Here is a 19,949-nt window from a genome sequence, read left to right on the forward strand (position 1 = left end):
CGGCGTCGTGTGACGCCACGCATGCCGGACCGCCTCAAAGCGCGTCTGTTCGCTCTCTCGTCGAGTGTACTATGGATGTAGCAGAACGGGCAATTGTTCCCTCTGGAACGACTCGCCCTGGCGCTGGCGCGCAACGCCGCCCCGCCGGGCGCGGAAAGGCGCCGTCATCCCGCCACGAACAGGGCCAGCGCGTGGCGCAGCAACTGCGGCGTCTGCCCCGTCCAGCGCTTGAACGAACGGCGGAAGTTGGTGGCATCATGAAAGCCGAGATAGGCGGCCACGGCGTCATTGTCGTAGCCATGCGCCTGGAACAGGTAGATGGCCTTGTGCGCGCGCACCTGGTCCAGCTCGGCCTGGAAGTGCGTGCCATGGCGCGCCAGGTGGCGCTTGAAGGTGGCGGGACTGACGCCGAAATCGTGCGCCGTGCGCTCCAGGGTGGGCGCGCAGCGGATGTGCGCCAGCAGGTAGTCGTACAGCGCGCCGAGCAGGCTGGCGGCGGGCACGGGCGCCAGGGCCGCCGCCCGCAAGGCCAGCGCGGCGGCCGTGGCATTGCCGCGCGGCCAGGGCCGGTCCAGCCAGGCCGTATCGATCAGCATGGCATCGACCTGGCAGTCGAAGCGCAAGGCATGGCCCAGGTGGACTTCGTGCTGCTCCACGTGGCGGGGCCGCGCCCGGTTGAAGCAGAAGCGCCACGGCAGGGTTTCCCCGGCCAGCCAGCGGCACATGGCCGCCAGCGCCGTCATGTGCATTTCCACCAGGAAAGGCAGCTGGCTGGGCGCGCCGAAGGCATCGACCCAGTACAGCACGTGGATGTCGCCCGCTTCGCGCAGGCGCGGCTGCAGCAGCGGGCACAGCAAGGTATGGAATTCGCACAGGATGGCCAGCGCCTGGCGCAAATTCTGCGCCTGCAGCAAAGCATGGCTGACGGCGCCGTAGTGCCCGGGCAGCATCTGCTGGCCCAGCATGAAGCTCGTGTCGGCACTGCCCAGGCCGCGCGCCACGTTGGCCAACAACTGCAGGTATTGCGCGGCGCTGACCTGGCTTTCCTCGGACGGCAGCGCGCCGTCGTCCAGGCCCGTGCCCTTGAGCAGCGGCGCCGTCGCCAGCTCGCGGCTGCGCGCATAGTCGAGCACCAGCGCCGGCTGGTGCCGCGCTGCGATGCCGGGATCGCCCTGCTGGAGCAGCGGCATCAGGCGGGCGCGGCGGCGCGGGGAGCCGGCCCGGCGCCGCGGCCGGGCGCTTCCACCTCCCGGCTCAGCTCGGCCAGCACCACTTCCGGCACGCCATCCGTCAGCGCGCAGGCATGGCGCAGGCTCAGGCGGATTTCGCGGTTGTCGTTGGCGTGGTGGCGCATCTGCCCCACCATGGCGCACAGGTGGCGCGCATGCGCCGCCGCATCCTCGCGCGACACGCCCGGCATCAGCACGGCAAAGCGGTCGCCCGCGTAGCGGCACAGCAGATCGTCATTGCGCAAGTTCAGCAGCAGCATGTGGCCCACGGCCTGCAGCACGCGGTCGCCTTCGCGGTGGCCGTGTTCGCGGTTAATCAGGTGAAAGCTGTCGATGTCGAGCAGGACCAGCGCGCAATCGAAGCCCGGGCGGCGCTCCTGCTCCAGGCGCATCTGCGTGCGCAGGTAGCTGGCGTCGGCCAGCTGCGTGATGCGGTCGAAGGCGCGGTGGTCGCGGAACAGGCGCTCGCGCTTTTGCAGGTGTTCATTCAGGCGGAACTGTTCCTGGCGCCAGTAATACATGCCGATCGTCAGCACCAGCATGCCGAAGGGAATCAGGGCTTCCAGCCAGTTATCCCACACTTCCTGCTTGTCGACGGCGAAGAATTCGTCGAGGCAATCGGCCCAGGAGCCCAGCATGATGGCGCACAGGCCGCCGGCGATCAGGCTCGTCACCCTTCCCCGTGGCCGGCTGCTGAGGGTAAACAGAAACCACACGCCGGCCATGACGGCCGTGCCGCCTTCGCAGACGATGTCCATCCATTTCCAGATGGCGAATGGTTTCGCATGGCCGAAGGTGGCATACAAGAAAAAGAACAGGGGCAGCGCCAGCGCGGCGGCGATCAGGCTGTTACGGTGCAATGGCAGCATGGGGGAAAACCTTTAAAAGTGGTGCTGACGCCACGATAGCGCCCGCCCATGACGGCACGATGACACGCCCCGCGGGCCGATGACAGGTGCAAACGGCTCAACATTGCTACTTATCATCCTGCAAAGCCGCGGCCCGGCGCCCCGGTGCGCCCGCAGGCGGCAGGTCATTTCAGCTCACCGCCGCGCCTTTCCAGCAGGAAAGTACCTGCGCGCCGCTGTTTTCAGGACGGCAAGCGCCTGCCTGTCACGCAACCGTCATATTTGCTGCCTAGAATCCGCCCGGTTCCTTCCTCCCTCACCGAGCCCTTCATGAAAACCATGCATACTTCGTCCCCCTCCCCGCTGCGCCTGACGGCCGTGGCCCTGGCCGTCATGGCCGTCTTCGGCGGCGCCAGCCAGGCGCAAGCGCAGGAGGATGGCCAGCCGGCCGCCACCGTCGTCGTCAGCGGCCAGCGCGCCAGCCTGCGCAACGCCATCGCGGCGCAAGAGAAAGCCGATAACATCATCAGCGTCATCAGCAGCGACGATATCGGCGGCTTGCCCGACAAGAACGCGGCCGAGGCCCTGGCCCGCTTGCCGGGCGTGTCCGTGCAGCGCGACCAGGGCGAAGGCCGCTACATCACCGTGCGCGGCCTGGGCCCGGACCTGAATGCCGTCACCATCAATGGCGCCCTCGTGCCGTCGCCGGAAGCGGGCCGCCGCGCCGTGGCCCTCGACATCCTGCCTGCCGGCCTGATCCGCACGCTGGAAGTGTCGAAAACCTTGCTGCCGGAAATGGACGCCAACTCGCTGGGCGCCACCGTCGAGGTGAAATCGCTGTCCGCCTTCGACTTGCCGGGCAAGCTGCTGTCGGCCAACGTGGGCGCCAGCCATGACGAGAAAACGGGCAAGACCAGCCCCAGCGGCGGCGCCCTGTGGGCCCAGCGCTTTCTCGACGGCAAGCTGGGCGTGGCGGCCGGCCTGAGCGCGGAAAAGCGCTCCTTCGGCTCCGACGACGTGGAAACGGGCGGCTCCTGGAGCAAAGGCAAACTGTCGAGCCTGGAACTGCGCGACTACCTGCCCGTGCGCAAGCGCGGCGCCCTGGCCGTCAACCTCGATTACCGTCCCGAAGCGGGCAACAGCTGGTTTTTACGCTCGTTTGTGAGCGAATTTTCCGACGATGAAGTGCGCGACCGCCTGACCATCAGCAACATCACGGGCGGCAGCCTGGCCGAAGGCGAGACGGCCAGCGCGCGCGCCGAGCGCCGCATCCGCCAGCGCAAGTACACGCAGCAGGTGCGCTCGCTGGTACTGGGCACGCAGCAGAAGGCGGGCGACTGGACCCTGGACGTGAAAGGCGGCCTGAGCCGCGCCACGGAAGACACGCCGGAATCCCTGAACGACGGCCGTTTCCGCGGCATCAGCAATTTTGCCGGCATCAGTTTCACGGATACGCAGGAGCCGAAATTGAGCGGCCCGGCCGCACTGTACGATCCGGCCAACTACGCCCTGAACGCCATCACCCTGCAAAAGCGCTACTCGAAGGACAATGAACACCACGCGCGCATCGACCTGGCGCGCAAGTTCGACATCGCCACCCTGAAATTCGGCGCCAAGGTCAGCCGCCGCGAAAAGAGCAATGACACGGATCAATGGGCCTACAACAGCAGCAAGGCCACGAGCGGCAATTACTGGGGCGCCGGTTCCACCTCGATGAGCGCCTTCGTGCAGGGCCACAATCTCGACTACGACCTGGGCAACATCGGCGTGGCGCTGGACCCATCCCTGATCCGCGCCCGCGTGGCCGGCCTGGACCGCGACAAGGCGCGCCTGGCCACGGAATCCGTCATCAACGATTACCGCATGCATGAAGACATCAACGCCATGTATGTGCAGAACAGCTATGATTTCGACGCCTGGCACATCCTGGGCGGCGTGCGCGCCGAACGCACCAGCTTCGAGGCGGCCGGTTCGCAGGTGGACAGCGCCGGCGTGGCCACGCCATTGACGCGCGAACGCTCATACACCAACTGGCTGCCGAACCTGCAGACCCGCTATGACCTGGACCGGCATACCAGCGTGCGGGCGGCCTGGACGCAAGCCGTGGTGCGCGCCAACTTCAGCCAGCTGGCGCCCGGCATCAGCCTGGCCAGCAACACGGAAGCCGTGATCGGCAACCCGGACCTGAAGCCCCTGAAGGCGAACAACCTGGACCTGGGCATCGAGCGCGTGCTGGGCAACGACGGCGTGATGTCGGCCTACGGTTTCTACAAGGACATCAAGAATTTCACCTACACGACCAACCTGGCCGGCACGGGATCATGGGCGAACTACACGACGGCGACGTCGTATGCGAACGGCGACACGGCCAAGGTAAAAGGCATCGAACTGGCCTACATGCAGCCGCTGCGCATGCTGCCGGCGCCCTTCAATAAGCTCCTCGTCGGCGTGAACGGCACCCTGAGCACCTCGAGCGCGCAGATCGGCCGCTACGACAAGGCGGGCAAGCAGCAGATGAACCGCGACATCCGCCTGCCGGGCCAGTCGAACCAGGTGATGAACCTGATGCTGGGCTATGAAACGGGTCCCGTCAGCGCCCGCCTGGCCCTCAACTACAAGTCGCCGTATCTGCTGGAAATGGGCGGCGACATCCTCGACCGCAGCCAGGACCGCATCGTCGACAGCCAGAAGCAGCTCGATTTCTCGCTGTCCTACCAGATCAGCAAGCAGTTCCAGGTGATCGTCGAGGCGGCTAACCTGAACAACGAAAAATACTATGTGTACCAGGGCACGAAGCAATACAACGTGCAGAACGAACAATACGGCCGCACATTCAAAGTGAGCCTGAAAGCGAGCGCCTTCTGATGATGATCAATACCATGCAAAAAACCGCACTCTGCAGCGCCCTGCTGGCCGCCTTCTGCCTCGCCGGCAGCGCGCAGGCCGCCCCCGCCAACGCCTTGCCCTCCTTCACGCAGGAAGCGGAAGAACTGGCCCGCCTGCCCGGCGGCGGCTGGCTGACGCTGGACAAGCACGGCCTGCGCCTGTTCAATGCGGCCGGCCAGGAGCAGGACCGTATCGCCGTGCGCGCCAAGCAGCTCGACACGCGCAACGATGGCGGCAAGGTGCTGGCCGTCTTCCTGGAGGCGGACACGCAGCGCCCGCTGCCCGTCGCCGTCGACGTGCAGGCCGGCAAGCTGGTGAAACTGGCGCCGTTTCCCGTGCCGGGCTTTTCCGTGGAAGCGTCCTGCCTCTACCGCGACGCCCAGCAGCTCGATCATTTGTTCTTGATCGGCAAGGATGGCCAGGCGGAACAGTGGGTGATGCAGGGCGAACAGCGGCGGCTGGTGCGCAGGCTCGCCCTGCCGCCGCATGCCAGGCATTGCCGCGTCGACGATGGCGCCCGGCGCCTGCTGGTGAGCGAATCGAACATGGGCGTGTGGGCGTATGACGCGGAGTCCGAAGGCATGGGCCAGCGCGAGGTGGTCGCCCTGCGCAAGCCGTACGGCCAGCTGGACGGCGGCGCCGGCGCCCTGGCCGTGCTGCCGGGCGGCGTGGCCGTGCTCGACGGCAAGGCAGAAAAGCTGCACCTGCTGTCGCGCCAGGATGGCAAGTGGACGGCCCGGCCGCCGCAGACCGTGTCCCTGCAGGTGCGCAAGGGCGAAAGCCAGCTGGCGCTGGACAAGGATGCATTGTTGCTGCGTGGCAAGAACGGCTGGCAGGCGCGGCCCCTGAAGTGGGTTGGCCAGGCGGAATCGCTGCCTGCCGTGGCCATCATCGCGCCGCAAGCGCAGACGGAACCGATGGCGCGCCAGGGCGACGCGGCCGACGATCCGGCCATCTGGCTGTCCAGCAACCCGGCCGACTCTCGCATCCTCGGCACCAACAAGAAACAGGGCTTGCTCGTCTACGACCTGCAGGGCAAGCAGACGCAGCTGCTGGAAGTGGGCCGTTTGAACAACGTCGACGTGCGCCAGCACATCCGCCTGGGCGGCAGCCAGGTCGACCTGGCCGTGGCCACCCAGCGCGACGACAACAGCATGATGTTGTTCACGATCAATGCCGATGGCATGGTGGCGGAAGCGGGCCGCTTCCCTACCGGCCTGAAGAGCATCTACGGCATGTGTCTGTACCAGCCGGCCGGCGGCGGCGTGGAAGCGTTCATCAACGACAAGGACGGCACCTTCCAGCAGTACAGCATCGGCCTGGAAGGCGGCAAGTTCAGCGCCACCCTCTTGCGCAGTTTCCAGGTGGCTACGCAACCGGAAGGCTGCGTGGCCGACGACGCCAACGCCCGCCTGTTCCTGGGCGAGGAAAGACGCGGCGTGTGGACTACCTCGGCCGACGCCGCCAGGCCGGACGCCCTGTCCATGGTCTTGCCGGTGGGACCGCACTTGACGGCCGACGTGGAAGGCATGGCCATCTACCGCAAGGCCGGCAGCGCGGCCAACACGGGCTACCTGGTCGTTTCCAGCCAGGGCGACAGCAGCTACGTGGTGCTCGATGCCGCCGCGCCGTACAAGCTGCGCGGCCGCTTCAAGGTGGGGTTTAACTTGCCTGCCGGCATAGACGGCACGTCGGAAACGGATGGCCTGGACGTCACGTCCGCCAACCTGGGCGGCGCATATGCGCAGGGCATGCTGGTGATCCAGGACGGCTACAAGCGCCTGCCGGACGGCCCGCAGAACTTCAAGTATGTAGCGTGGGAGGCGGTGGCGAAGGCCTTGCGGCTGGAGTAAGGCCGCAAGGCCTGCCGGGAACGGCGCTCCGGCGTGCCGGAGCGCCTTCCTTGCGATAGATCAGTACGGCCAGGCGGGCATGCCGCTTTCCAGGTCCAGCCACTTGCCGGTGCCAAGCTGGTTGTGCTTGCCTTTCGGTAACGCGTAGTAGCTGCGCGGCGCCAGCGGCAAGCCCAGGTCGGCCACCGAACCGAGCGCGTCGGCGCTCGGCGCGATGCCGTACATCCAGAACAGCTTGCGCATGTCGCGGCCGATGATCTTCGAACTCAGCACGTACAGCAAGTCGTGGTTGCTGATGCTGTTCGTGGCATAGCGCCCCATGCCGTAGTGCGCGGCCGTGGCGGCGCTGAAATCCTTGGCCACGAGGCGGTCGCCCTTGGTCAGCAGGCTGAAGTAGTCCAGGGTGGACGGCATGGTGGGCGCGGCCAGGCCGCTGCGGTAGCGGGTGAACTGGAAGGCCAGCTGGAAGTGCACGGCCCGCATGACGTCCTGCCCGCTGTCGCTCCACACGCGCTTTTGCATGTTGGCCACCAGCGCATCGTCCGCCAGTCCCGTGGCGCGGCTGGCCGCCACGGCCGCGTACAGGCCGGGATGGTCGAGCGGATGCCCGCTGCTGATTTCCATCCCGTGCAGCTCGTACGCGCGCAGCGCCGTGGCGCTGGCCAGGATGTTGTTGTCGCACTCCACGCCGCAGCCATGCGTGCCGTCGGGCATGATGCGCATGACGCGCTGCACCGTGTTGTGGCCCATTTCATGGGCATAGCCCCAGCCCAGGTCGATGCCCGCCGCGCCGTCGATGGGGTTGCCCGAACACAGGAAGCCGCAGGTGGCGATCCAGCCGACGAAGTGCTGCACCAGCGGCTGCTTGTGCACGCTGCCGTCGCAGGTCCAGGCAAAGCTGGCGCACAGGGCGCTGACGGTGGCCGTCATGCCCGCATCGTTGTAGCCGTTGGCGATATGGTTGCTCATGAAGAGGCCGTCGCGGATGGACTGGTTGGCGTACGCCTCGGGCGCCGTCGTGCCGATCACCTTCTGCGCAAACGTGATGGTTTGCTGGATCTCGCCGCCTGTCACCTTCGTCGTCTGCCAGCCGAACGTGCCCGCCTTCAGGGCTGCCGATGCCAGCGCCACGTCGCTGTTGCTCATGCTGCGCGTGTAGTCGAAGTGCGCATAGCGCACCGCGCCCTTGATGCGCAGCCTGACCACGGTGTCGGCCGTCGCGCCGCTGTAGCTGAGCATCAGCGGGCCGCCGTTCGGCGTGACGAATGCGCGGATTCCCTTGCCCAGGGGCACGGTAAACGATTGCGGCTGCAGCGGGCGCGCATAGGTGTTGGCCGCGTCCGTGAGCGGATTGCCCCAGCTGCGCACATAGCTGGTCTGGATGCCCAGGCTGGCCGCGCCGGCGTTATCGAGCACTTCGACCTGCACGCCCCTGGCCGGCACGGCGCCGCGGCCGATCAGGGTGATGCCGCCCGTCTGCGGCAGGGTCACCTGGATCTCTTCCCAGTCGCTGCCCGGCACCAGGGTCTGTGCGACGGCGGGCATGTAATCGCCCTGCCCGGCCGTTGCCGTCGTCGTGGCGCCGCGCGCAAACCACAGGAAGGCGTCGCTGGCATAGGTGCGCAGGAAGGGCACGGCGGCACTGCGGCTGATATGACCGTACGTAATCGCGCTGCGCTGCGTATCGGCCCACAGCACCAGCAGGCGGTGCAGCAGGTAGTTGCCGTCGCCGGCAAAGATGTCGACGCCCGCGCCATTGATGGCCGCCAGTTCGTTCAGCATGGTCCTGAAGGGCGCGGCGGGCGTGCTGTCGCTGCTCACATCCAGCGACAGGGCGCTCTGCCGCAGCAGGCCCAGGGAACTCACGAGGGCGCCCAGCTTGTCAGCCGCCGCCAGCGACTGCGCCACCGTGCGGCCGGCCGAGACCGACACGCCGCCGGTGGCCGCATAGTAATTGCCCGGATAGCCGCCCAGGGTCATGCCCATGGCCGCCAGCACCTGGATGCCACCCGCCGATTGCGTCCAGTTCGGGTGCATGTAGATGACGGCCTTGCCGGCGGCCAGGTATTTCTGCACCAGCGAGGTCAAGCCCGCGCTGGCCGGCACGCTGCCGCCAAAGACGATGAGGTCGGCATTCACCCAGCACGTGTTGCTGCTGTCGGCGACGGCGCAATCGACGGCCGCCGGCGTCTTGCCCGTGCGCGTGATGAAGTTCTTCACGGAGGACGCCGTGTAGCCGGCGCTGGCATAGCGGATCGTGGCCGGCAGGCTGCCGCTGCCCGATCCCGTCATCAGCCACGTGAAGGCGCGCAGGAACTGGGGATAGTGCTGCTGTTCCTTGCTCGTGCCCGCCATCCACTGCAGCACGTCGGCGCCATACGCCATGCCGCGCCCGGCGCCGTCATGGCTCAGTGCCGCGATGCCGGCGCCGCTGTCCGACACGATGTACGGCGTCGCCGTCGTCGACGCCAGCACGCCGATGATGGCGCTGGTGCTGGTACCGACATTCAACGCCAGGCTGAGGCCCTCGCCGCCAGTGCCGTAGATGGAGCGCAGCGCATCCTGGTGGCCCGCGTTCTTGCGGCCCGCCTCGGCGATGGCCTGCTCCAGCAGGCTGGCGGCATCCGCGCCTTGCAGGCCGGTCGGATCGCCGCTGGCCAGGGCGGCGCCGATGCGCAGGGCCGCGGCATTGCCATTCGTGTCACCGCCCGTGCCCGTGCCGGCCGTGCCGCCGGCGTTATCGCTGCCGGTGCCCGTATCGCTGCCGCCGGCACCGCCGGTGCCTGCGCCGCCGGTGCCGCCCGAACTGTCCCCGCCGCCATTGCCCGGGAGCGTCCCATTGCCGCCCCCGCTGCCAACACTGCCGCCATTAGTCGCGCCGCCGTCGGACGTGCCACCGCCGCCGCAAGCGGCGAGCGCGGACAGCATGGCCAAGACCATGACTGGCCTGAGAATTTGTTTCATTGAGTCTTCCCGAATGGATGCTTGAACCGGCAATGGACAGGCAGATCGCTGACGTACGATGCTGCCCATGCCGGCTGCATGGATTTATTGGTTTTTTATCGTTTCAGAACAAGGCATGGCATCGTGGAGCATATGACGATTTTGCAAGACAGCGCCCCCTCCCATTCCACCGTTCAGGTAGCGATGGCATAAAAATCATCTTGCTTGCCATATTTTCCATTGCACTTGAAAATCCAGGAGCGCGCACGCCCGCCCATATAGTCGCGCATATCATTATCAAGAAAGATAATCAGATAATGAATTCACAATAAAACATGGACTATGGAAATCATTGTACAAATTGCCTTATTTTTCTATTTTCTCATATTCTTCTTCTGCCAGTCGAATAAAAAACGTCGCGTGCGGCCATTTGACGGGAAACGGCAATCATGCAGGGATGCGCCGGAAATATTCATTTCTCATTATTAAAAATATCAAGCAAATGGCAAATAAATACGGGAATTAATAAAATAGCTCGTGATCTTGCCTGAAATATAGCTGTCGCGCCTGCCCCGACAAGCCGTCAGGCCGGCGACGGCCGGCCCTGCGCCTCCCCGGCCCTGCCGCCAGGCCCAGGGCCGGGGAGCGGATCAATCCACCGGCCCCCATTGCGCTTCGCGCCTGCGCCGCAATAAATTGACGCCGTCAATCAATTTTCCTGCCCCGCAGGATATTTTCAAAATATAAACATGCTATACTTTTTGGATAATACCGGTGCCCGTCATCCGGACTGCATCGAGCATTGCATAATGCTGCGCCATTTCCTGATATCCATCCGATGAAAAACAATATCTGCTGCCTTTTTATTCTCGGCACCGCGTGCGCCCTTTCACATGCGGCAGAAACAGCGGATAAGGCCGCGCCTGCGGAAAATCCCGCGCTGCGCTGGCAAGCCATGGCGCGCACCGACCTGGCGGCCGTGCAGGCGCTCGTTCTTTCCACGCATCCGGGCAGTATCGACGACGGCAATCCCGCCTTTCGCGACTGGACGACGACGGGCTACCAGCTGGCGCTGGCATTGATTCCCAAGGTCGTCACGTACGATACGGCAATGTCCGCCGTACGTTTCTATGTCACTGGCTTTCTGGATGGCCATTTCGGCTATTCCGATAATGCACGCCGCCGCGATTACCCCATCCTGATTAACGGCTGGCGGCTGCGCAAGGAAAAAGGACACTATGTGGTGAGCGCCGTCGCCAAGGAATGGGCAAGCCCCCTGCCGCAACCAGGCGCCAGGCTCATTGAATGCGACGGACGCGCTCCCGCACTGCTCGTCAGGGAATTTGTCGCGCCGTATGTGGACCGGCGTGATTTTCCCGCCGTCACGGACAGCCTGGCCGGCAGGTTGATGGAACTCCCGCTGGCGGGCGAGGAATTGAAACGATGCCGCTTTGAAGCGCCGGATGGCAAGATCACGGACCTGGACATCCGTTATGCAGCCGTCAATTCCAGGCAATTTTTCCAGATCATCATGCAGAACAGGGAACAGCCCCGGCGCGTCAATGAATTCAGCCTCGACAATGGCGTCCTGTGGATACGCGCCGCCAATTTCAATGTGAACGAGGATGGCGCAGACGCGCTGGCATCGATGCTGACGGCGCTGTCGGCGGCCAGGGACGTGCGGCAAATCATTTTCGATAGCCGGGGCAATGCGGGCGGCGACAGCGGCGTGGGCGACCGCATCTTCGAGGCGGCGACGGGCGGGCTGGAATTCGACCGCAGCGACATGGCGGCCTTGCCGCGCATCTATGCGCAATGGCGCGTTTCCGATACCGCCATCGCAACGGCCGAGCGCACGCGGGCGCATCTCGTGCGCCTGTACGGTGCCAAAAGCATGCAGGCACAGGAAGCGGCAGAGCGTCTCGCCGCATTCAGATCGGCACGGGCGGCAGGACAGCCATGGGTGGAGCAGGAAGGCGGCCAACGCCTGACGCGCGACGATATCGCCCGGCGCCAGGGCCGCCTGCGCCGCTTCCAGGGCCGTATCGCCCTGATTACCGACGCCAATTGTGCCAGCGCCTGCCTGGATTTCGCCGACCTGGTTCTCCAGGTGCCCGGCGCCGTCCACCTGGGCCAGGCCACCAGCGGCGACGCCGTGTACATCGACGTCGGCTACGCAGAATTGCCCAGCAAGAATCTCCTCTTCCTGCCGCTGAAAGTGTGGCGTAACAGACTGCGCGGAAACAATGAAGCCCTCGTGCCCGACATCGCCCTCGACGTCGACATGGACGATGACGCGGCAGTGCAAGCCGCTGCCAGGAAGGCATTAAGATTTTAGCCACGCAGCCAGGCGCTTGCCCGATGCGCCGCAGCACTTCCAGTATGTGGCGTGGCCAGACGCGGCGCAGGCCTCGCCGCTCGCTTCATGCAGTGGGGCGGCCCGCACTGGCTGCCCCACTGCTATCCCGCCGCTACGCCGGGCGCCGCATATCGATAGCAAAAGGCAAGTCTTTACCATCGAAATCCACCTTGCCTGTCAGCGCCAGGCGCTGCGCCGACAGTTCCACCAGGCGCAGATCCGAGACATCATGGTAATCCATCATGTAGAGACTGCATTCGCAGTCCGCGTTGCTTGCATCAACGGCAAGCATCTGCACGGGCGCCCCATCCGTTCCCGCCAGGAGCAAGCCCTGCAGAATGAAGGATGGCGGATACAATGCCCACGACCAGGGCGCGTCCTCGTCCTCCGTCAGCCGCAGGAAGGCCTCGTCGTCGGCCTCGATCCTGATATTGATTTCCCGCATGCCATCGGCGCGTGCCGCCACGCTGATCCTGGATTTTGCGGCATCCACGTCGAAATTGGTGTCGCCGATACTGAATATCTGCATTGCCCTGCTGCTCCTGATTGACGCATGAATCCACTGCCCGACAGGCCGCTGGCATCGGCCATCACGCCGCCTCGGCCAGCAGACATGCGCGGGTAATGCTTCAATCGCCCTGCTGTTGCCATACCGCCTTGCCGCCCTTGATATAAATCAAGGCACTGGCAGAACCCTCTTTTGCCACCACGATCCCGTCCGCTTTCAGCTTGATGGATTTTTCATGGTAGCTGTGCTGCAGCGTACCCTTGTCTTCCACTTGCCACACTTCCAGCCAGGCGAAATCGTCGCCACCGTTCGACAATGCATGGCCCGCCCCGACGACGAGGGGCGCCGACTTCTGCCGGAACAAAAAGACGATGCCCTCTTTCTTGCTGTCCTTATTCTTGATCAAGACAGCCAGGTCACCCTTGCCGTCGCCGTCGAAATCGCCGCGCAGGACGAAGGGATTCATGCGCGCATTGACTTCGATGGCCTCGCGCCTGGCCAGGCTATCGAGCTGTTGCGTTGCCCATACCGGCAATTGCGCCTGCGGCGGCAAGGCCTGGGCACCGGCCATGCCGGCGGCAACCATCAAAGCGACTGTCACTGCCATGCTTCTGCAATTCATGAGACGGCTCCATCAAGATGAAGAATCGGGGTGGCGCCCGGTCGTGCCAAGCGTGCAGCCAGAATAGCATTATCAGAAAATACTTGCACTTTCTCAACAATGCCTGCCCCGCCCTCGCAGACTGGCACGGGCGAATTAATTGCGCCCCCTTGCCGATCTGCCAGCCACTGGCGGCCTGTGGCGTATTAAAATACTGCCCCATGACCTCCCCCGCCTCGACCGCCCCCCTCCCCGACAGCATATTGCTCCCTTCCCTGGCCGTACTGGGAGGTCAGATTTCCGTCAATCTGGGAGCGGCCATCGCGAAAAACCTGTTTCCCGTCATCGGCGTCGAGGGCATCACGGCATACCGGGTGGGCTTCTCGGCCCTGATTTTGCTGGCCATCTTCCGCCCCTGGCGCTTCCGCCTGACACGCAAGGACGTGCTGAACCTGCTCGTCTACGGCTCCGTGCTGGGGCTGATGAACTTGCTAATTTACCGCGCATTTGCGCTGATACCGATCGGCATTGCCGTGGCCATCGAGGTGACGGGGCCGCTGGCCGTGGCCATGCTGTCGTCGCGCCGGCCGCGCGACCTGTTCGCCGTGGCCTGTGCCGCGTTCGGCCTGTACTTGCTGCTGCCGCTGCAAGGCAGTCCCGGCAGCCTGGACCCCGTCGGCGTGGCGTACGCGCTGGGGGCAGCCCTGTGCTGGGCGCTGTACATCATCTTCGGCAAGCGCGCCTCGACCTTGCAGGGCGGCCAGGCCGTCGCCTGGGGCATGACGGTGGCGGCCGTGGTGACGGTGCCCATCGGCGTCGCCTATGCCGGCGCGGCCCTGCTAGCGCCGTCCATTGCGCTGCTGGGCCTGGCCATCGCCATGCTCTCCAGCGCCCTGCCGTATTCGCTGGAAATCTTTGCCCTGCGCCGCTTGCCGCGGGGCGTGTTCGGCATGTTCAGCAGCGCGGCGCCGGCCGTCAGCGCGCTGGCCGCCATGGCCGTGCTGGGCGAACTGCTGAGCCTGACGCAATGGCTGGCCATCGGCTGCATCGTGTTTGCCTCCGCCATGGCGGCGCTGGGCGCGCAAGGCGGCAAGCGGTAGAGTAACGGTATTCAATCGGTAGAAGTCTGTCCGATCCCCGATTCCTGCCGCGCTGTTTGGCGCCGCCGCGCAGCGGCAGGCACGTTTTAATGCCCGCCTGTAAAATGCGTCATACCCAGCCATACCGCGCACTTCCGCCTCACCGATGACATATCCATTTCTTGTTCGCTTGTACTCTCCTCTTGCCGCCGCGGCCTTGCTACTGGCGCCGGTCGCCGCGGCACAGGCAGCCCCTCCTGCCGCCCTCACAGGCAATGCCGAAGCGGGCAAGGCTGCATTTCGCAAATGCGCCTCCTGCCACCAGGTGGGGCCATCGGCGCGCGGCGGCTTCGGCCCCAGCCTGACGGGCGTGATCGGCCGCAAGGCGGGCGCCACCACCGACTACAAGTATTCGGCGGCCATGAAGAACGCGAGTATCGTCTGGACCGAGCCCAACCTGGCCGCCTTCCTGAAAGCGCCCAGCGATGTCGTTCCCGGCAACAAGATGCGCTTCTGGGGCATCGGCAATGCGCAGCAAGTGGCCGACCTGCTCGCCTATTTGCGCACGCAGTAACGCACCGACACAGTAAGGTAGCCACGCGCTAACGCCCCCATGAACGCCATTAATGGCGGGCGCAAGCGTCAAGGCCAGCCCCTGACGCCGCGTGTCATGGCCATGTCACGCAACGGCCTTATCATGATGTTATTATCATGATAACGGCCCCGCTCAGGAACGGTGGGCCGCAAGCTGACACAAACCTGGACTATCACATGCACGCTTTTTCTTCCCCTGCCGCCACCGCCGTGGCCTCCCGCCTTGCCGGCTATCGCCGGCTCCTGGCCTGCCTGCTGTGCGTGCTGTTCCTGCCATTGACACTGCCATGGCCGGCGCCCATGGCCGGCATTGCCATACCGGCGTGACTGGCCCCGGCCACGGCAGGCATTGCCCTGGCATCGCTGTTCGCCATGCTGGCCATCGCCTGGCGTGCCGGGGCGCTGCGGGGCCGCTTCATGCTGGCCTTTGCCGCCGCCCTGCTGTTCGTGCCCGCCGCCCGCCATTTCCAGCTCATCTGATTCGCGGGAACCTCAATCCCGCTCCGCCAGGGCAGCGAGCACGCCCTTGCGCTCCCGCTGCCTGAATTCGCGTTCGCGCCTGGGACTGGCACCAACAGGCATGTCTGCTCCCGTCTAGGTCTTGGCCGGCAGCTTGCGCACGCACAGATAGATGGAATACAGGGCCGCCAGCCCCACCAGCACGTACACGCCGCGCGACGCCGTCGACATGGCGCCCAGGATGCGGGCCACGATATCGATATCGAACAAGCCCACGAGCGCCCAGTTCAAGCCGCCCACGATCAGCAGGATCATGGAGATCCAGTCGACTACGTTCAAGCGCTTTGCCGACATTTCCTGTTTTGCCGCACCGTCCGATCCTGCCTGGATATTCGCCATATCAGCCTCCTGTGAGAAGAAAGGACCCACCTCCGGGTCTGTGCTAGGAACAGTGTAGGCGCGGCACCGGCACATGCCAGTCGGACGATGCCGGGTATCGAGGTAGGACGGGTCTGTAATAAGACGGGTGATTTTATCTGGCAACAAGCTAGGCGCAGGCGACAGGCACGGCAGCCATGCATGTCGACAAGAGTCGCCGCTGTTGCCAAACAGGCAGTGACTAATTCCAATATGGAAATATTTATAGATTACTTAGTACCGCGCTGCTACACTTATTTCACCCCGGCAACGTCAGGGGCAACAGCGCCGCGCCGTGCCGCCCGCATCGGTAGCGGTCACCATGGGACAACAGCTGAGGGGACATGAATATTTCAAACATACGCATCGGTGTACGCCTGACAACGGGTTTTCTGCTGGCATCGCTGTTGCTGGCCGTGGTCGTCAGCATCAGCACGTGGCAGCTGGCCGCGGTGAGCGGGGAAATCGACAGCAGCGTGAACCAGCGCTATGCGCGCATCGCGCAATTGCAGGCCACGCGCAACGGCACGCAGGAACAACCCGCCCTGCGCCAGCTCGACGAGCAGATCGCCACCCAATCGGCGCAGATGCGCGCGGCGGCCGAGGCGGCCATGGCCCGCGCACACGATACCAGCATGCTGATCATTGCCCTGGGCGTCGTCGGCGGCGTACTGAGCCTGGCGACGGCATGGTTCATCAGCAGCGGCATCGTGCGGCCCCTGCGGCATGCCGTGAAGGTGGCGCGCAAGGTGGCTGGCGGCGACCTGAGCGGCAATATCCGCGTCGAGTCCGCCGATGAAGTGGGCCAGCTGCTGCAGGCGCTGAAGGAAATGAATGCCAGCCTGATCACCATCGTGGGCGAGGTGCGGGGCGGCACGCAGGACATCGCGGGCGCCTCGCAGGACATTGCCGCCGGCAACCGGGACTTGTCGCAGCGCACGCAGGCGCAAGCCAGTGCGCTGGAGCAGACGGCCGCCTCGATGGTGGCGCTGACGGGCACCGTCAAGCAAAATGCCGACAATGCGCGGCAAGCCAACCAGCTGGCGCAATCGGCCGCCGCCGTGGCCGGCAAGGGAGGCACGGTGGTGGCGCAAGTGGTCGACACCATGAGCTCGATCAACGCGTCCTCGAAAAAGATCGTCGATATCATCGGCGTCATCGATGCCATCGCCTTCCAGACGAACATCCTGGCCCTGAACGCGGCCGTGGAAGCGGCGCGCGCGGGCGAACAGGGACGGGGCTTTGCCGTCGTGGCCGCCGAAGTGCGCACCCTGGCCCAGCGTTCGGCCGGCGCGGCCAAGGAAATCAAGCAGCTGATCGGCGACTCCGTCGACAGCGTCGACGCGGGGGCGCGGCTCGTCGATACGGCGGGCGCCACCATGCGCGAGATCGTCGCCAGCGTGCACCGCGTCACGGACATCATGGGGGAAATCAGCATGGCCAGCGGCGAGCAACTGTCCGGCATCGAGCAGGTCAATGCGGCCATCGTGCAGATGGAACACGTGACGCAACACAACGCGGCGCTGGTGGAACAGGCGTCGATGGCGGCGGCCGGCATGCAGCAGCGCGCCGCAGAACTGTCGGGCACGGTGGGCATCTTCCGGCTGGGCAATGAAGCGGGCCACGCAGCGCTCCAGGCGGCGCCCTCGCGCGCGGCGGCCGGCATCAGCCTTGCCGCGGCGCACGGCAAGGCTGTCCCCGCGCCCGCCCTGGGCCGGACGCGCCCTCCTGCCGTCAGATCACGGCGCAAGGCCTGAGTTCCCCACGCCGCCGGCAGCCGCAAGGCTCCGGCCATGCCTGCGGGTCATAACTGCTTGTACATGATGGTGGTGGCATCGAGCCGGTCGCCGGCCGGCGCCAGCGCATAGGCGGGAATGCTGCCCGCCACCGCATAGCCCAGCGACAGGTACAGGGCTTGCGCGTGGTCGTCGCTGCGCGTATCGAGGGTCAGCAGGCTGCGCGGCAGGCGGCGCGCCTCGGCCTCGACGGCCTGCATCAGCAGGCGGGCGATGCCGCGCCGGCGCAGCGCGGGGGCGACCAGCAGCTTGCGCACTTCGGCCCGGTGCGCCTGGTTGGGATTGGTATCCCAGTCCAGCTGCACGGCGCCCGCCACCCGCCCGTCCACTTCGGCCACCAGCAGCAGGCGCACGCCGCGCGCGACGGCCGGCAAGACGTTGTCCGTCCAGAAGGCCTGGCTGGCCGCCACGCCGAAGGGCAGGATGAAGCCGATGCTGGCGCCGTCGTGCACGCACGCTTGCAGCAAGGCGCCCAGTTCCGGCAGGCGCCCGGCGATATCGGCAGGCGTGAACAGTCGTAGTGTTGGGAGCATGGCGGCCTCAGACGATAAACAGGAAATAGCGGGCGCCGCTGTCGGGCGGCGTGACAAAGGCGCTGGCGCCGTGCAATTGGTAGCGCAGGCAGTCGCCGGGCAGCAAGTCGTGCATTTGACCATCGACCGTCACGCGCAGCTTGCCTTCTTGCAGCAGCAGATGGTGTTCCATGCCGGGCCGGGGCGAGGCCGCATAGGCAATGCGCACGCCCGCAGCCAGTTCGCACTCGAGCGCCTCGCCCGCCAAGGCGCGCGACGGCGGCGAGACGGCGCGGCGGATGAAGCCGCTGTCCGGGTCCGTCCACACGCTTTGCTGGGCCCGCCGCAGCATGGGCGCGAAGTCGTCTTCCACCATGCGCAGCAGGCGCGACATGGCCAGGCCATAGGCGGCGCACAGCTTGCCCAGCACGTGAGTCGTCGGGCTGACCTCGCCATTTTCCAGGCGCGACAAGGTGGCACGGCTGACCTCGCTCGCCTTCGCCAGCTGGTCCAGCGACCAGCCCCGTTCCACGCGCAGCTGCTTCAGGCGCGCCGCCAGGCGCAGCTCCGTATTGATGTCTTCTGCATTTCCCATATCAGGGAATTTATCCCATAAAAGGAAATATGGCAAGCGCCGATGGTCATCCATGCGCGACAGTTGCGCAACGCACAGACCAGCGGCCCGCGCTGCCGCACCATGCACTATCTGACCCAGGAGCAGCCATGTCCGCCACTCCCCCGAAATCCGCGCCCCCCGCCATTGCCGTCCCGCCGCCGCGCCAGGGCCAGGCGCCCGCCCCGCAGGGCCGGCTTGCATTCCATTTGCAGTTCATCCGCGCGTACGCCGATCCCAGCTTCGATGCCGTGCGCGGCGCCCTCGTGCAGGTCGAGGAAGTGGCGTGGCAAAATTACCAGGCTGGCCGCAAGGCGCCCGTCACGCAGAAGGCGGGGCCCGGCTTTGCGGACCCTGACTACGACGTGTCGGTGGAATGGATGGCCACGCGCGGGCGCCTGCTGGCCGCCGAGGCGCGCCAGAAGGATGCCGCCACGCCATCGCGCGTGCTGCTGATCTGCGGCGCCGCGCGCAATGATGGTTCTTGCCCCGGAGAAATCTCGAAGACCTGGCGCATGACGCAATGGGCAAAGAACGTGCTGCTGGGGGAGCACATCGTCGCGGACGTGCTGGACCTGAGCCTGCTGACGTCCTCGTATGATTTGCACATTCATCCCTGCAAGGGCTGTGTCTCGACGGCCATGCCCCTGTGCCATTGGCCGTGCAGCTGCTATCCCAACCATGGCGAACGGCAGACAAATGACTGGATGGCGGACATCTACGAACGCTGGACGGCCGCGCACGCCGTCATCATCCTCACGCCCGTGTAATGGTACCAGACGCCCGGCGTGCTCAAGCTGATGATAGACCGCCTCGTGTGCGCCGATGGCGGCAACCCGGACCCGACGTCCACGCACGGCAAGCAGGCCGTGGAAGCGAAGGCGCTGGAACTGGCGGGCTGGGATTATCCGAAACACCTGGCGGGACGCGCATACGGCCTCGTCGTGCATGGCGACGTGGCCGGCATCGAAGGCGTGCGGCGGGGCCTGTCCGACTGGCTGGACTGGATGGGCCTGGTTGACGCGGGCGCCAAGTCGCGCCTGGCCCGCTACATCGGCTACTACGACAGCTACGCGCAAAGCCACGAAACCCTGGACCGCGACACGGCCATGCAGGAAGAAGTGCGCAACGTGGCGCGCGCCGTGGCCGCCGCCGTCAAGCGCTTGCGCGCGGGCACGCTGGCGCCGCCCGATGCGGGCTTGCAGCCGCCCCGGCCCAAATAGGCGCGGCGTGCGGGCCAGCCCGGCCATGC

General features: G+C 65.6%; 16 protein-coding genes and 1 pseudogene. 9 read left to right on the forward strand and 8 right to left on the reverse strand.

Translation table 11 applies throughout. From position 1 onward, the window contains the following. Nucleotides 1-164: 164 nt before the first annotated feature. Both AC07VL_RS13180 and AC07VL_RS13185 read right to left on the reverse strand, forming a co-directional pair. Nucleotides 165-1,190, reverse strand: coding sequence for an AraC family transcriptional regulator ligand-binding domain-containing protein (locus AC07VL_RS13180; protein ID WP_494806258.1), 1,026 nt, complete (start codon nt 1,188-1,190; stop codon nt 165-167). Then, nucleotides 1,190-2,098, reverse strand: a complete 909-nt coding sequence (locus tag AC07VL_RS13185; RefSeq protein ID WP_494806259.1) for a GGDEF domain-containing protein — start codon at nt 2,096-2,098, stop codon at nt 1,190-1,192. The genes AC07VL_RS13180 and AC07VL_RS13185 overlap by 1 nt, the downstream gene beginning before the upstream one ends. A gap of 318 nt (nt 2,099-2,416) precedes the next feature. On the opposite strand from AC07VL_RS13185, the gene AC07VL_RS13190 reads away from it, so the two are divergent. Further along, the gene (locus AC07VL_RS13190; protein ID WP_494806260.1) at nt 2,417-4,942 is read left to right on the forward strand and encodes a TonB-dependent receptor; all 2,526 of its coding nucleotides are present in this window, start codon (nt 2,417-2,419) and stop codon (nt 4,940-4,942) included. Nucleotides 4,943-4,956: 14 nt separating this feature from the next. Further along, nucleotides 4,957-6,816 carry a phytase gene (locus tag AC07VL_RS13195; protein ID WP_494806261.1) on the forward strand — a complete coding sequence of 620 codons (1,860 nt, stop codon included), beginning with the start codon at nt 4,957-4,959 and terminating at the stop codon, nt 6,814-6,816. Between the two features lie 60 nt (nt 6,817-6,876). On the opposite strand, the gene AC07VL_RS13200 is transcribed toward AC07VL_RS13195, so the two are convergent. Further along, the gene (locus tag AC07VL_RS13200; RefSeq protein WP_494806262.1) at nt 6,877-9,780 is read right to left on the reverse strand and encodes an ImpA family metalloprotease; all 2,904 of its coding nucleotides are present in this window, start codon (nt 9,778-9,780) and stop codon (nt 6,877-6,879) included. Here AC07VL_RS13200 and AC07VL_RS13205 point away from each other — a divergent pair. Next, nucleotides 9,780-10,091: a hypothetical protein gene (locus tag AC07VL_RS13205; protein WP_494806263.1), complete on the forward strand. Its 312-nt coding sequence runs from the start codon at nt 9,780-9,782 to the stop codon at nt 10,089-10,091. The genes AC07VL_RS13200 and AC07VL_RS13205 overlap by 1 nt on opposite strands. A gap of 623 nt (nt 10,092-10,714) precedes the next feature. After that, complete coding sequence (locus AC07VL_RS13210; RefSeq protein WP_494806264.1) at nt 10,715-12,097, forward strand: S41 family peptidase; 1,383 nt, start codon at nt 10,715-10,717, stop codon at nt 12,095-12,097. A gap of 133 nt (nt 12,098-12,230) precedes the next feature. Here AC07VL_RS13210 and AC07VL_RS13215 read toward each other — a convergent pair whose 3' ends face one another. Together AC07VL_RS13215 and AC07VL_RS13220 are read right to left on the reverse strand one after the other, a co-directional pair. Then, nucleotides 12,231-12,647, reverse strand: coding sequence for a hypothetical protein (locus tag AC07VL_RS13215; RefSeq protein WP_494806265.1), 417 nt, complete (start codon nt 12,645-12,647; stop codon nt 12,231-12,233). 100 nt (nt 12,648-12,747) lie between these two features. Continuing rightward, nucleotides 12,748-13,233 (reverse strand): hypothetical protein, encoded by a 486-nt coding sequence (locus AC07VL_RS13220; RefSeq protein ID WP_494806266.1) that lies wholly within the window; start codon nt 13,231-13,233, stop codon nt 12,748-12,750. A 215-nt stretch (nt 13,234-13,448) separates the two neighbouring features. On the opposite strand from AC07VL_RS13220, the gene AC07VL_RS13225 reads away from it, so the two are divergent. From AC07VL_RS13225 to AC07VL_RS13235, 3 genes are all read left to right on the forward strand, one after another. Further along, the gene (locus AC07VL_RS13225; RefSeq protein WP_494806267.1) at nt 13,449-14,327 is read left to right on the forward strand and encodes an EamA family transporter; all 879 of its coding nucleotides are present in this window, start codon (nt 13,449-13,451) and stop codon (nt 14,325-14,327) included. A 196-nt stretch (nt 14,328-14,523) separates the two neighbouring features. Beyond that, the gene (locus AC07VL_RS13230) at nt 14,524-14,880 is read left to right on the forward strand and encodes a c-type cytochrome (RefSeq protein ID WP_494806268.1); all 357 of its coding nucleotides are present in this window, start codon (nt 14,524-14,526) and stop codon (nt 14,878-14,880) included. Between the two features lie 197 nt (nt 14,881-15,077). Next, nucleotides 15,078-15,227 carry a hypothetical protein gene (locus AC07VL_RS13235; protein ID WP_494806269.1) on the forward strand — a complete coding sequence of 50 codons (150 nt, stop codon included), beginning with the start codon at nt 15,078-15,080 and terminating at the stop codon, nt 15,225-15,227. Nucleotides 15,228-15,494: 267 nt separating this feature from the next. Here the strand turns inward: AC07VL_RS13235 and AC07VL_RS13240 are convergent, their stop codons facing one another. Continuing rightward, nucleotides 15,495-15,698, reverse strand: coding sequence for a DUF378 domain-containing protein (locus AC07VL_RS13240; protein ID WP_494806270.1), 204 nt, complete (start codon nt 15,696-15,698; stop codon nt 15,495-15,497). A 422-nt stretch (nt 15,699-16,120) separates the two neighbouring features. On the opposite strand from AC07VL_RS13240, the gene AC07VL_RS13245 reads away from it, so the two are divergent. Next, nucleotides 16,121-17,533 carry a methyl-accepting chemotaxis protein gene (locus AC07VL_RS13245; RefSeq protein ID WP_494806271.1) on the forward strand — a complete coding sequence of 471 codons (1,413 nt, stop codon included), beginning with the start codon at nt 16,121-16,123 and terminating at the stop codon, nt 17,531-17,533. 47 nt (nt 17,534-17,580) lie between these two features. On the opposite strand, the gene AC07VL_RS13250 is transcribed toward AC07VL_RS13245, so the two are convergent. Next, nucleotides 17,581-18,105, reverse strand: a complete 525-nt coding sequence (locus tag AC07VL_RS13250; protein ID WP_494806272.1) for a GNAT family N-acetyltransferase — start codon at nt 18,103-18,105, stop codon at nt 17,581-17,583. Between the two features lie 7 nt (nt 18,106-18,112). Next, a complete protein-coding gene (locus AC07VL_RS13255; RefSeq protein ID WP_494806273.1) occupies nt 18,113-18,679 on the reverse strand; it encodes a helix-turn-helix domain-containing protein in 567 nt (188 codons plus the stop codon). 128 nt (nt 18,680-18,807) lie between these two features. Here AC07VL_RS13255 and AC07VL_RS13260 point away from each other — a divergent pair. After that, nucleotides 18,808-19,920, forward strand: a pseudogene (locus AC07VL_RS13260) (flavodoxin family protein). The last annotated feature ends 29 nt before the right edge of the window (nt 19,921-19,949 follow it).

It is taken from the genome of Janthinobacterium sp. GW821-FHT03C08, assembly GCF_059420905.1.

Excerpts from the sequence above, each read along its gene's own strand:
- AC07VL_RS13180 (WP_494806258.1), bottom strand. The coding sequence starts at position 1,190 with ATGCCGCTGCTCCAGCAGGGCGATCCCGGCATCGCAGCGCGGCACCAG.
- AC07VL_RS13235 (WP_494806269.1), top strand. The coding sequence starts at position 15,078 with ATGCACGCTTTTTCTTCCCCTGCCGCCACCGCCGTGGCCTCCCGCCTT.
- AC07VL_RS13215 (WP_494806265.1), bottom strand. The coding sequence starts at position 12,647 with ATGCAGATATTCAGTATCGGCGACACCAATTTCGACGTGGATGCCGCA.
- AC07VL_RS13190 (WP_494806260.1), top strand. The coding sequence starts at position 2,417 with ATGCATACTTCGTCCCCCTCCCCGCTGCGCCTGACGGCCGTGGCCCTG.
- AC07VL_RS13210 (WP_494806264.1), top strand. The coding sequence starts at position 10,715 with ATGGCGCGCACCGACCTGGCGGCCGTGCAGGCGCTCGTTCTTTCCACG.
- AC07VL_RS13185 (WP_494806259.1), bottom strand. The coding sequence starts at position 2,098 with ATGCTGCCATTGCACCGTAACAGCCTGATCGCCGCCGCGCTGGCGCTG.
- AC07VL_RS13200 (WP_494806262.1), bottom strand. The coding sequence starts at position 9,780 with ATGAAACAAATTCTCAGGCCAGTCATGGTCTTGGCCATGCTGTCCGCG.
- AC07VL_RS13195 (WP_494806261.1), top strand. The coding sequence starts at position 4,957 with ATGCAAAAAACCGCACTCTGCAGCGCCCTGCTGGCCGCCTTCTGCCTC.
- AC07VL_RS13220 (WP_494806266.1), bottom strand. The coding sequence starts at position 13,233 with ATGGCAGTGACAGTCGCTTTGATGGTTGCCGCCGGCATGGCCGGTGCC.
- AC07VL_RS13225 (WP_494806267.1), top strand. The coding sequence starts at position 13,449 with ATGACCTCCCCCGCCTCGACCGCCCCCCTCCCCGACAGCATATTGCTC.
- AC07VL_RS13255 (WP_494806273.1), bottom strand. The coding sequence starts at position 18,679 with ATGGGAAATGCAGAAGACATCAATACGGAGCTGCGCCTGGCGGCGCGC.
- AC07VL_RS13245 (WP_494806271.1), top strand. The coding sequence starts at position 16,121 with ATGAATATTTCAAACATACGCATCGGTGTACGCCTGACAACGGGTTTT.
- AC07VL_RS13250 (WP_494806272.1), bottom strand. The coding sequence starts at position 18,105 with ATGCTCCCAACACTACGACTGTTCACGCCTGCCGATATCGCCGGGCGC.